Raw genomic sequence first — 422 nt, forward strand, 5'->3', positions numbered from 1 at the left:
CACAGACGTAGGGCCTGTCCCCTGTGTGGGGGCGCTTGTGTTTGGTATGCATCCCGGCGGTGTTCGTGGGCCGCTGCTTGCTGTCAGAGTGAATCGGATTCACTTCAGTAAGAGTGCCACTTGTATCGAATGCACCCTCCTCTGCACTGGCGTAAAAAAGACTCTGAAATACATCATCCTGCAGCAAATAAGATATATCTGAAAATAGAGCCTCAGCCTGCTCCAGGTCCGAAAGCTCTGGAAATTGCGTGTTCAGAAGGGGAGGTGAAGAAGGAGGCGTGGATAAAATGTCAGGAACCTCATTGTTACTGGAAATGAGGCAAGTGGTAGATGGATGTCTAATCCATGTTGTGGCAGCCGTTGAACCAGTGAGTGTGAATTGGGTTCTGTGTTTTTTCCCGCGGCAATGCACAAAGTGGTGA

1 protein-coding gene is annotated in these 422 nt (G+C 50.0%); it reads left to right on the top strand.

Features of this window, described 5'->3' with window-relative positions:
* Positions 1-202 (top strand): hypothetical protein (locus tag E1189_RS24560; RefSeq protein WP_230459911.1); only part of this gene is annotated, 202 nt, incomplete at its 5' end.
* Between the last annotated feature and the right edge of the window lie 220 nt (positions 203-422).

This window comes from Parendozoicomonas verongulae (assembly GCF_009711465.1).
Classification (GTDB): domain Bacteria; phylum Pseudomonadota; class Gammaproteobacteria; order Pseudomonadales; family Endozoicomonadaceae; genus Sansalvadorimonas; species Sansalvadorimonas verongulae.